The sequence below is a fragment of the Pedobacter sp. KBS0701 genome, assembly GCF_005938645.2.
Taxonomy (GTDB): domain Bacteria; phylum Bacteroidota; class Bacteroidia; order Sphingobacteriales; family Sphingobacteriaceae; genus Pedobacter.
In genome coordinates this window covers 943163-955992 of the sequence record NZ_CP042171.1, presented here as the reverse complement: position 1 = coordinate 955992, position 12830 = coordinate 943163, and the positions used below count along the sequence as shown (strand labels likewise).

7 protein-coding genes are annotated in these 12830 nt (G+C 41.6%); 5 read left to right on the top strand and 2 right to left on the bottom strand.

All coding sequences use genetic code 11. The annotated features are described in order from the left end of the window. Positions 1-9: 9 nt before the first annotated feature. The 5 genes from FFJ24_RS03725 (at position 10) to FFJ24_RS03705 (ending at position 8211) form a co-directional block, all read left to right on the top strand. Positions 10-1707 carry a RagB/SusD family nutrient uptake outer membrane protein gene (locus FFJ24_RS03725; RefSeq protein ID WP_138822685.1) on the top strand — a complete coding sequence of 566 codons (1698 nt, stop codon included), beginning with the start codon at positions 10-12 and terminating at the stop codon, positions 1705-1707. 17 nt (positions 1708-1724) lie between these two features. Then, positions 1725-3101: a DUF4960 domain-containing protein gene (locus FFJ24_RS03720; protein WP_138822683.1), complete on the top strand. Its 1377-nt coding sequence runs from the start codon at positions 1725-1727 to the stop codon at positions 3099-3101. Positions 3102-3126: 25 nt separating this feature from the next. Then, positions 3127-4686: a glycoside hydrolase family 32 protein gene (locus FFJ24_RS03715; RefSeq protein WP_138822681.1), complete on the top strand. Its 1560-nt coding sequence runs from the start codon at positions 3127-3129 to the stop codon at positions 4684-4686. A gap of 8 nt (positions 4687-4694) precedes the next feature. Further along, positions 4695-6656, top strand: a complete 1962-nt coding sequence (locus tag FFJ24_RS03710; protein WP_138822679.1) for a glycoside hydrolase family 32 protein — start codon at positions 4695-4697, stop codon at positions 6654-6656. Positions 6657-6789: 133 nt separating this feature from the next. Then, a complete protein-coding gene (locus FFJ24_RS03705) occupies positions 6790-8211 on the top strand; it encodes a glycoside hydrolase family 32 protein (RefSeq protein ID WP_246862732.1) in 1422 nt (473 codons plus the stop codon). 402 nt (positions 8212-8613) lie between these two features. Here the strand turns inward: FFJ24_RS03705 and FFJ24_RS03700 are convergent, their stop codons facing one another. Together FFJ24_RS03700 and FFJ24_RS03695 are read right to left on the bottom strand one after the other, a co-directional pair. Further along, complete coding sequence (locus FFJ24_RS03700) at positions 8614-10014, bottom strand: MFS transporter (protein WP_138822675.1); 1401 nt, start codon at positions 10012-10014, stop codon at positions 8614-8616. 489 nt (positions 10015-10503) lie between these two features. Beyond that, a complete protein-coding gene (locus FFJ24_RS03695) occupies positions 10504-12447 on the bottom strand; it encodes a tetratricopeptide repeat-containing sensor histidine kinase (RefSeq protein ID WP_138822673.1) in 1944 nt (647 codons plus the stop codon). Positions 12448-12830: the final 383 nt, after the last annotated feature.

Genomic DNA, 12830 nt, shown 5'->3' with positions numbered 1-12830 from the left:
GCTTTTATTATGAAAAAATATATAATCACCCTTGCTGTCTCGCTAATATTAGCCACAGGCTGCAAAAAAGCACTTGAAGTTGGACCTAAAGGTTCGCTAAACGAAAGCCAGGTTGCCACTCCGGCACAGGCCGAAGGTTTTGTAACCGCAGCCTACTCACAACTAGGAAACGATGAAATTAACAGGGCATTCAGTATGTACCAGTATGGAAACATCCGCGCTGATGATGCCTATAAAGGTGGTGGTGGCATCAATGATGGAGATGTTTTCCATAACATGGAGACTTTTATTGCCTCCCGACCTGACCAATGGAATTATGACGGCATCTGGTTTAATATCTATGTAGGCATCAGGCGGGCAAATGAAGGCATCAGGGTACTGAGCAAGTTTAGCGAAGCCGAATACCCAATGGTTAAAACCCGTTTAGCCGAGCTCCGTTTCTTACGCGGATACTGGTACCTGATGGTAGAAAATTTGTTCAAAAACATCCCATATATTGATGATACAGTACCTTCAGATGACTACAAATTAGTGAAGAACAATGCATTGAGCAGGGATCAGATTTTAGAGAAGATCGCTGGTGACTTCCAGGCTGCTGCTGAGGCACTACCGGCAACACAGCCACAAATCGGAAGAGCCAACAAATTTGCTGCTTACGCTTTTTTGGCTAAAACACGTTTGTTCCAGGCTTACACGCAGAATGCAACACACGCAGTTACGGGAATCGACCAGAACCGTTTACAACAGGTTATTGATGCATCCGACCAGGTACTAGCTTCATCCTATAAGTTACAGTCAGATTTTGCAAATAATTTCACATCCGGAACATTCGAGAATGGCATTGAAGCAATTATGTCCGTTCAGTTTTCCAGTAATGATGGCGCAGGAAGAGGCCGTGTAAATTTCGGTGATATGCTTACAGTACCACAGGGTATCGGATGCTGCGATTTCCAAAAACCGTCACAAACCCTGATGAATGCTTTCAGAACAACTACTACCGGGATACCGCTATTCGATACTTTCAACCAACAAAATGTTGATTTTGCTACAAACACAGTTGATCCAAGGGTAGACCATACCATATCCCGTCCTGGTGCTCCATGGAAATACGATCCGACAAGAGTAGTTACAGCAAGTTGGAGCAGGAATATTCCTTTGTACGGAACTTATAATTCCATGAAAGAAAACGTATCACCTGATTGCGACTGTTTTATAAATCTTGCTCCATTTTTTGGAAATACAAAAGCCAGAATCATGATCAGGTTAGCTGATGTAATGTTATTTAAAGCAGAAGCGCTGATTGAACTGGGCAGGCAGACTGAGGCTTTACCGATTATAAATGCCATAAGAGACCGGGCATCTAAAAGTACAGCAAAACTGGTAATGGCCAACGGACAGCCCACCTCCAGATACAACGTACAGCAATATGTTCCGGGTACAAACATCGTCTGGGATCAGGCAAATGCCAGAAAAGCTTTGCGATTTGAACGCCGTTTAGAAATGGCACTGGAAGGAGAACGGTTTTTTGATCTCATCCGATGGGGCGTAGCTGACCAGGTTATCAACTCCTTTTTTGATTCGGAAAAAGGCTTCAGAAGTATCTTTACGAGTGCGAGATTTACAAAAGGAAGGGACGAATATCTACCAATTCCTCAAAACCAAATATTCTTTAGTGAAAACAACTATGTTCAAAATCCAGGTTACTAACCTTTAAATTACAGATAATGAAATTAAAGCAAATATTGAAAGCATTTTTAGCTTTTGCTGTAGTCTTAACATTTATAGGCTGCAAAAAGGATAAGAACAATGATTTTAAACTTGACAGCCAGGTACAACTGGTCTCTTATTCAATTAACGGTATTGCTGCAACCATCGACCAAAAAACAGGTGCGATAAGCGTTAGTGTTCCTTTTGGCACGGATATTTCAAATCTGATGCCTAAGGTGGAAATGCCAGATGGCGCAACAAGTTCCATGAATTTTGATAAGCCCATTAATTTTACTGGTGCCGTAGATTTCAGGGTAGTGAATGGAAATCTTTTCAAAGATTATTCCACAACGGTAAAAATTATTCCTCCGCTCAAAAGCGTCTCTGTAGGCAGCTTAAAGGCATCGATAAATCACGATAACCGTACCGCAACGTTAATCCTTCCCGACGGAACAGATTTAGCCGGAATTAAACCAACCATAGAAGCAGAAGCAGATATTGTGGTTAGTCCGCTGAGTGGCACAGCACAGAATTTCAATCAACCGGTAACCTACACTTTCACCAAGGGCAATTTTACAACAAGTTACCAGGTCACCTTTATCAGCAATTCTGTGAGTGAGTATGCATTTTTAGGTACAGCAAGTTCAAGATCTACAATAACTAATCCGGATGAAAAAGCAGCAAGTGACTGGTTTTTTGCCACCTACCCTACTGCAGACTATATTTCATTTGGTGCACTGGAAACCGGAAAACGTCTGTCTAACTATAAAGTAATCTGGTGGCATTACGATTCTGCACAAGATCTCCCTGCTCAGGCAACCAGTGCGGCCAGTTTGAATGCACTGAAAGCCTACCGTAATGCAGGTGGAAGTTTGCTATTAACATCTTTCGCCGGCAGGTACGTTGAAGCATTAGGCATAGTGCCGGCAGGTAAGGGGCCAAATAATGTTTTTGGTGACTTTCTACCAAACGGCTTCATCGAAAATGGCAGCGATTGGGGTATCTCTTTTAAAGGTAAGGAATCTCATCCCCTCTTTCAGGGTTTAGAGACTTATGAAACCGGAAAGGCGAATCTTTTGCAAAAAGGAACATTCAGGCTAAACCATACAGCCTGGTGGTTTCTTCCAGATTGGGGAGGCTACATGAACGGTGCAGGATGGCGTCAGCAAACAGGTGGCATAAACCTGGCATCTGAAGCATGGGACGATAACCTTGACGGCCGCGTTGGCATTGCTGAATGGCCACAGGCAAATGGCCCCGGAAATGTAGTGATTATCACTTTTGGTGCTTATGACTGGTATTCTGAACCTCAAAATGGTGCCTCAACCAGCAACAGGTTTATTACCAACATTCGCAGACTCACTAAAAATGCGATCGACTATCTAAAAAAATAAATTCACAATCAAATAATGACATGATATGGCATTGAAAAGAATATTATTAGCAGGAATGGCGATTTCGCTTTTCCTGTCTTGCACCAAAGAAAAAACATACGCCCCGGCCGAGCCTTTTAGTGAAGAGAAATTTAACATTTTCCCGAAACCACAAATAAGCCCGAATTCCACTACAGGCCAGTCAACAGGTTGGGTTGGCGATGTGATGCCCAGCTATGTGAACGGGCAGTTTGAACTGTTTTTTCTCCACGACGACCCGGATCAGGTGAAGCAAAGCAGCGCTGGTCAGCATGCCATCCACAAGCTGAGTTCTAAAAACCTGCTAGATTTCAGCTATGATGGCGAGATGATTCCTTACGGCAATAAATCTACACAAGATAACCTCATTGGCACAGGCTCTATGGTAAAAGCTGGAAACACCAATTACTTTTACTATACAGGTTTTAATGCAAACAACAGCTGGTTACAAAATACCAACAGCGCATTGGTTTCAGCCAATACCCGCGAAGCAATTATGTATGCTACCAGCAGCACAACTACAGGCTGGACAAAGAAGCCTGGTTTTGCGCTAAAAGCGCCAGACGGTTATGCAACAACAGACTTTAGAGATCCTTATGTATTCTACAATACCGAGTTTTCTGCCTACTGGATGATGGTGAGTGCTCAGAAAGATGGAAAAGGTGTAATTCTGGTTTACACCAGCACCGATCCGGCAAGTGATAACTGGCAATTAAGAGGCCCTCTTTCTGTTGAAGGTGATTACCTGATGCTCGAATGTGCAGACGTTTTCAAAATTGATGACAAGTATTTTATGCTTTTTGCAGAAGATTGGAGCACAAGCCCGGGAACGCATTACAGAGTTGCATCGTCTTCAGCGGGACCATGGTTCAAACCAGCAGACGGAATGGATATGTTTGACGGGCATCAGTTTTATGCTGGTAAAACAGCAAGTAATGGTACTGAACGTTATGCCTTCGGCTGGGCACACCGCCGCAATCCGGAAAATGACAATGGTGTTCGCACCTGGGGAGGAAACCTCATCAGCCAGCAAATTACTAAGCTAGGCAACGATAAGCTTGCGGTGAAAGCCCCAAATAGCGTAAAAAGTTATTTTAGTAAAGATGCAGATGCTACCGTGAGCGCTCAGAGCGGCTCCGTTAGCGGATCGGCTGGTAGCTATACCCTAACCAGCACCTCTTCATCTTCAGGCTACCGGTTTGCAGCGCTTAACGGAACAACTATGGTTAAAGGAAAACTAGCTTTAAGCAATCTTAACGGAACAGCCTCCTTAAACTTTAATGCAAAAACTGATCTTAGCGGATCCTACCAGATCAGGTTCGAACCGGCATCAAAACGTATTGCCGCCTATAATAATGGCCAGGAAGTTACCCGTGTTCCGTTTGTTTTCGAACAGGGGAAAACATACGACTTTAGTATTATCGTGGATGGATCGATTATCGTCCTCTATCTTAATGACCAGGTTGCTTTAACAAATAGAAGCTATAGTGCAAAAGGAATGCCATGGTCGCTAACTGCTAATGGTTTAGAACTAAAAGTTACTAATTTGAAAATATCAACCCACTAACAATCAAGATGATGAGCAATAGATCTAGTTATGGTTTTGATTTGCGGTATGTACTAGGACTGTTTTTATTGTTGAGCGGCACTGTAAAAGGCCAGGAAATCGATAGAAAAGCACAGGAATACCGACCTATGTATCATTTCAGTCCTGCAAAAGGATGGATGGGCGACCCGGATGGACTTGTTCATTATAATAATACTTACCACCTTTTTTGGTGGGGCCATGCGGTTTCGAAGGATCTGGTTCATTGGCAGGAAATGCCAAGACCTATGAAAGAAGGAATGGGATTTTCTTACTTCAGCGGGTCGGTGGTCGTAGATAAAATGAACACTAGCGGTTTTGGAAAGAATAGTATGATCGCTTTCTATACCAAACACCTTCCCGGTGATTCACTTCCTGAAACACAGGCTATTTCCATCAGTAATAATGAGGGGCAAAGTTTTGACTATTACCAGGGGAATCCGATTTTGGATATCAATAAAGTGTTTTTCAGGGATCCGCAGGTTTTCTGGTATGAGCAGGATAAAAGCTGGAAAATGGTCGTTTCCAGGCCTGATGTCCAGCAGATTCATATCTATCAGTCATCAGATCTCAAAAACTGGGCATTTTGCAGCAGCTTTGAAGGCTTGGGTGCAAAAAACTCATTCTGGGAATGTCCTGACCTTTTCGAGCTTCCGATTGAAGGAAGCAATAAGAAGAAATGGATGCTAATCGTTGGAAGAGGTCCGAATCGGGTACAGTATTTTGTGGGCAATTTTAACGGAAAGGCTTTTGTAACAGATAAAAAACTCGCAGATTACCTTAGTTTTGGACAAGGTATTAAGGGGGCTGTTTTTGAAGATTTCGAAGGCAAAAACCCAAAATGGCCAAAGTTTCCGGAAGGGCATGAAAATAAAGTATCTGGTGTGACTGATTATCTAGGTAAGCATTACCTCAGTACCGAAAATGTTTCCACAGCAGATGTCCGGTCAAAATCCCAGGCTTTCACCATTAACACTAAAGCCATTAATTTTTTGCTGATGGGCGGAAATCACCAGGATAGTACCTGTATAAATCTTTTGGTAGATGGCAAGGTAGTGAGGACAGCTCATGGTGATAATACCAGGGTTTTTAAATGGAACGGATGGGATGTACGCCCTTGGATAGGTAAAAAAGCACAACTGGAGCTTGTAGATTTGAGTAGAGATACGACTAACGGGTTCATTGCTATTGATCATATCCTGTTTTCTGATCAGTTAAGCAATCAACACCTTGAACACGCTTTGTGGCTGGATGACGGACCGGATTATTACGCCACCAGAACCTGGCGGGACTACGACAACAAAAATGGCCTGACCGACACCGTTAATGCCATCGGCTGGATGGGGAACTGGGACTATGCACGCAAGGCACCATCCAAATGGGGAAAGGGGTTTCAATCTATTCCCCGGGTGATGACTTTGAGAGAGACGCCATCTGGATGGAGGGTTTTTCAGCAGCCGATACCGCAGTTTGCTCAACTTCGCGACAGCGGTATTCGTCAACAGGTAGAGCTAAAAGGTATTCAAACTTTAAAAAACTTTAAACCTGAGGTGAATTCTTATGAACTTGATGCCACATTCACCCCCGGAACCGCTAAGGCATTTGGATTGAACCTATTCGTTTGTGAAGGCAGAAAATTAGAACTCAGGTATGATCCGCAGCTTGGTGAACTTACTTTAGACCGTCGCAACTGTACCAACTTCGTTACCGATACAGCTTTTACAAAATCGTTTGCAAAAAAGTATGCTGTACCCTTAGCTTTGGATAAAGGCAGCCTTCGTTTACATATCTTTATCGATCGTTCCTCGATTGAAATATTCGCAAATGGTGGAGAAAAAGTATTAAGTGCTACAACATTTGCTGCTGACACTCAAACCGGTCTGGAAACTTTTTCTGAGGGTGGAAACACAAAATTAAATATCCAGGCATGGAAACTCAAAAGTATATGGTAAGCGCTAATAATTTTGAACCTATTTTAAACTTACAGAAATGTCAATAAAAAGAAATTTATACCTTGGTTTACTCATTGCATCTTTTTTTTATGGATGCGCGTCGACGAGGATGGTACAACAAAAAAGTACAGATATGGAACCTTATCGCCCAAAATACCACTTCACACCCAAAGCCCATTGGATGAACGATCCAAATGGAATGGTTTATCTGAATGGAAAATACCATTTATTTTTTCAGTATAATCCCGATTCTACCATTTGGGGCCCTATGCACTGGGCGCATGCAATAAGCAAGGATATGATTCACTGGGAAGAGCAGCCGATAGCGCTATATCCGGATAGCCTGGGCACAATATTCTCTGGAAGTGCAGTAATAGATAAGGATAATACGGCGGGATTTGGTAAAAATGCCATGGTCGCAATCTTTACTCATCACAACAAGAAAATTGAAGATCAGAAGACGGGACTTCACCAATATCAAAGCCTGGCTTACAGTACTGATGAGGGTAAAACCTGGACAAAGTACGCTGGAAATCCTGTTCTCCCCAATCCGGGGATCTGGGATTTCAGAGATCCCAAAGTAATGTGGCATGCGGCTACCGGAAAATGGATTATGACCTTAGCCACTAAAGACCGGATTACATTTTATTCCTCTCCTGATTTAAAGAAATGGGCCAAGGAAAGCGAATTTGGCGAAAAGCTGGGTGCCCATGGTGGTGTTTGGGAATGTCCTGACTTATTCCCGCTCGAACTTAATGGTAAAACACATTGGGTACTTCTGGTCAGCATCAATCCGGGCGGACCAAATGGTGGTTCAGCCACGCAGTATTTTACAGGTGATTTTGATGGAAAATTTTTTAAACCAGCTTCTGAAAAGCAAAAATGGATGGACTATGGTACTGACAATTATGCGGGTGTTACTTTTTCCAATACCGGAACAAGAAAAGTGCTGATGGGATGGATGAACAACTGGAACTATGCCAACGTGGTACCAACGAAGGCCTGGCGTGGCGCTACTACCCTACCCCGCGATTTAACACTTAAAAAAGTTGGTGAAGAGATTTATCTTACTTCAACTCCTGTTACTGAATTGTCGAAATTAGAAAAGGTTGTATTTGAACGCAAAGGATTGACTGGAATTAATTCGTTAGATCTTTCAATAGGTTTAATAGAAGGAAAAGGCACCAGGGTTGAGATGCAGGTTAATAGTCCGGGCGACTTCAGCCTTGAACTTGGAGATGGGAAAAACCAGCGGCTTATTATCGGTTTCGAACAGAACAAAGGCTATTTTATTGACCGCAGTAATGCAGGTAATGGTGCATTTGAGAAAAATTTCGCTAAAAAGCAGTTCTCACCAAGGATTTCAAATGCAGATTATAAAAAAATAATCGTCTTTATTGACGCCGCATCTGTAGAACTGTTTGCAGATGATGGACTTACTGCAATGACTGAAGTATTTTTTCCAATCCAGAAAAACACTCTACTGGAAATAAAAAGTCTGCAGAAAATTGATGTTCCAATGGTAAAAGTATCTACAATTGAACACGCTAATTAAAAGCTTTATCATAATTATTAATTTTTATTAAGATCTGTCATATTGAGCCTGTCGAAATACTTTTAAGAACCTTTTTACGAGTCCTTCGACAGGCTACCATTGACAGATTTAAAAAATCGCCTTCATTTCGACTGAAGCGCAGCGAAATGGAGAAATCTTTGAACTATGTTAAAAGATTTCTCCACTGCGGTCGAAATGACGATATTTTCAAGACTAATCACCTTCATTATCCATCTGTACATTCATATTGATTTTTATGATATAAATTAAGCCTCAGGATTGACATTTCAAATTTATGATTTAGCTGATGAACGGAGTTTACGCCAGAACTTTTAAATAGATAGCTATCATAAATAAATGCTTACTCAGCCAAGACTTAAACAGGTCCCTGCTATTATCGACTTATTTCAAATTCTCACCGTCCTTGAAATGCAGTCTTCTAAAAACAAAACCGGATAGAATTGTCAAAATGCCTACTACCAGAAAAGTGTACCTGAACGCATAATGGATGTCATCATGTATCAGTTTTACATCTCCCCTGAATGCCTTCAGCACAATCAGCCCAAAGGCAACACCAAATCCAATAGCCAGCTGCTGATTCACTGAAATCAAAGAATTGCCACTGCTGGTATGATATTCACGCAAATCTGCAATCGAAATGGTGTTCATCGCGGTGAACTGTATAGAGTTGAAAAATCCCAGTATGGCAATAATGGGTACATAATAATAGATGGACGCTCCAGTTGCAGGTATAGCCATAAAGCAGATCAAAACGCCAATGATAAAGGTGTTCGCCATCAATGTGGTTCTGTAACCAAATTTATTCAGAATTTTTATCACCATAGATTTAGCAAGAATTGCCGTTAGCGCCATTGGAGCCACTATCCAGCCAGAGATTACAGCAGACTGGCCATAGGCTATCTGAATCATCATTGGCAATAATAGCGGTATCGAACTGATGCCCAGCCGTGTTGCCAGATTCCCAAGTATCCCGACCCTGAACGTTCTGACCTTAAACAGGTTCATGGGGAAAATAGGGTTATTATCAGTCGTAGCATGCCGGTAATAGAAATACAACATCACGATACCAAATAACAGAATGGTAAGGGCAGGTGTAATATAAAGTGCATTTCCAAATAATTCAAGGGAGATGGAAAGCAACAATGAAGCTGCGGCAAAAATGAGAAAGCCCCTTAAATCGAAATCAATTACTGGCGAACGATAGTCTGGCATATACCGTAAGCTCAGAAAAATGCCCGCCAGTCCCATGGGGATGTTGATCAGAAATATCCAGTGCCAGGAGAGATAATCTACCATGTAACCCCCAACCAGGGGGCCCAGTACCGGCCCGATGAGGGCAGGGATGATAGCGAAATTTATAGCCTTCAATAAATCCTTTTTTGGAAAGGTCTTCACCAAAGCCAGTTTCCCAACCGGAGTCATCAGACTTCCACCTACCCCTTGTATCATTCTGGAAATGACCAATTGTGTCAGACTGCCGGAGAGTGAGCAAAAAAGAGATCCCACACTAAAGAGTGCAAGGGCAAAAATAAATATCTTTTTGGTACCGAATTTATCTGAGAGAAAACCACTAACCGGCATAAAAACAGCCAGCGTCAGTACATAACCAATGATTGCGTTTTGCATATTGAGCGGAGATTCATTCAAATCTTTCGCAATGGCCGGAAGAGAGGTATTCAGGACTGTTGAATCAAGCATCTGCATAAAAATTGCAGTAGCCAATATCATAGGCAAGACCTTTTTGGTTGTTTCTATTTCTTTGACAGATAAATTCTGAATCATAGTTCAATTTTATACGGTTATTCCGGCTAAGCCATCTTTCCTACTTAATTTAGTCCTGGTGTGATTAAGCTTCACTATAACCTTTACGGTAAAATAAAGACAAAAATATCCGCCAGGGAACTAACATTAATGAAAATGACAGTTAAGGGATAAATCGCAAAAAGATGTCATCCTGAAGGTTAATTTATTATAAAAATAAATATTAGCGACCTATATTAATATAAATCGTCCTTTCGACCGCAGTAGAGAACCCGAAGGCGCTGCTAAGCAAAATCCTTTAATATAGTTCAAAGATCTCTCCACTCCGCGTTGCTCCGGTCGGGATGACGATTTTTCTATTTGGAATTTGCAATGGCCGTGCAGTTTAAGGGTATTTATTTGCGATTTATCAATCCCAAGAAGTCTTCTATTATGCTCAGAATGACGACCGCGGTGCTTCATTGCATTTGCCTTATGAGGGCTCGCGGTACCATTTTTTTATCCAGGCATTTAGGCTCTGTTCAGACAAAAATAAAACTTGCTCCCGCGCTCTTGCTGGCTTTCAATCCGGATCTCCCCGCCATTCGCCTTCACATACTCCTTAACCAACATCAATCCAAGACCTGTACCTTTTTCGCCATTTGTGCCATAACTCGATTCAAGTCCCCCATCCTTAAAATCCAAAAGCTGTTTTTCAGACATCCCTACCCCATTGTCCTCCACAGAAAATAACAGCAATCCCGCATCCAAATCTTTCACATTTATTGTAATATGACTGGCCGGGTAACTAAATTTAATCGCATTACTCAAGAGATTGCGAATGATGAAATCAAAATGATCAGCATCTGCAGAAACAGCTATTTCATCAGAAACATTATTTACAACAACGATTTCCTTTTCAGTAAATAGATGACTTAAAAACTCCAGGTTTTTCTTAATAATTTTGTTCGCCTCAAAACTACACGTATTTACCTTAATTCCCTGAAGCTGCGCTTGTCCCCACTGTAAGAGAGCGGAAAGAATTTCAAGCGCCAAATCACTTTTCTTCTTCATCCCTGAAATACGATGTAATATTTTAGGGTCCAGATCCTTTTTTTCTAATATACTCAGCATCGTACTGATTCCACCAATAGGATTTCTAAGATCGTGACCAATAATAGAAAATAGCTTATCCTTAATCCGGTTAGAAATATAAAGCTTACGATTGAGTTTGCGCATCAGGTAAAAATGATATCCTATGAAGATCAGCACCAGAAAAATCACAATCAGCATAACCCCACCTGCATTCCTTTCGAGCGTTCTTTTCTTATTTTCAAGCAGCAGACGTTCATTCTCAATTTTAAAAGTTTGAATGGATAAATTACTGCGCGCAATTTCGTTCTGATTAATTTTATTTATCTGGATCAAGGTATCAAGCAAACCGTGATGGGCTTTCAAGGCCATTAAAGCCTCTTCAAAACGATTTTGTTGCCTGTAAATTTCGGTAAGTGTTTGATAAATCTCTGCCGCCAGGGCTTTATTACCTAGTTGGCGGGCAATACCCAATGCTTTATTCAAATGAATAATACTTTGCTCTGAATTTTTATTCCTGAATAAATCTGCAAGTGCCATCAGGGAACGCGCCTGCTCTTCAGGCTTTCCCGAAGCAATGGATTTGGACAAGGCAAGTTTATGGTAGCCAATTGCTTTATCCTCATTGCCCAGCTTTTCGTGTAAACGCCCTGTAGCCCGGAGCAAACTTAAATGATGCTTGGCATGAGAAGACTCCTCCCCGCTCTTATCAATTCCTTCCTTAAAGACCTGCAAAGCCCGCTCATCACTATCCAACAGGATATAGGTATTGCCTAAATGTTCAAGAAGAGATAAGTAGGAAGTATCTACTGATGCCTTTTTATTGAGTGTTTTAGCCTTTAAATAATAAGTAAGTGCCAGATGAGGGCGCCCGGCAAGTTGATAAATGAACCCTAAATTTTTATAACATAAAAAAATACCATTCTGATATTTCATTCCCTGGTAAATTGACAAACCTGCATGGATGTCTTTAAGCGCTGATGCATACAGTTTCTCCTTACCCTGATAAATACCCAGATTCAGATAAGCACCTGCTAGTTCCAGTTTGTAACCATTTCCCAGTGTTTTGTAAAGTGCAAGCGCCTGTTTGGCATAAGCTGTAGCCTGGACTAACGAATTATAGACAACATTTATGGAAGCTAACTGAGCACTTGCTCTCGCTTCTCCCAAAACATAACCAGAATTTTTAGAAATAACAAAAGCCCTGGAAACAAAACTGAACGCGATCGAAGGAGCAGACTGTTCATACTTTCTGCCGTTTTTGAGCAATTCAGCAACCTTTACCGTATCTGCAGGTGAGATATCAGGTTTTTTTTCACGCTTAGCGGCAAAGCTGAAAAAAGAGCCAAAAAAGAAAAATAGAAATAAACAACCGGCTCTCATATCTGGAAAATAAATGTAAGTCTTATCCAGCCGTTAATCTACATCTTTTTCCATTCAATTAAAAAAATAAGAAGAATCTCCCCCAAATCCAGGCAATGGAAATAAATCTGCCAGAGGGATCGTCATTATAAGAAGGCTATTTCGGCCGAAAGCCTGCGCCGATTTATGGGGTAGCAATCTTTATAGGAAGCGTGACCAGCATAATAGATTGCTCCGTCGTTCCCCCTTATAATGATGACCTTTTTTGGAGTGTGCCAGTGGCAGCGTGGTACAGTATATATTTTTTTTTGTCTGAGCTGCAATTAAAGAGGAAATGACTCCAGAAACGCATAGTTGAGGTCACAACCCATTCAGAATTTGTTTTCCCAACACAATAAGTGCTG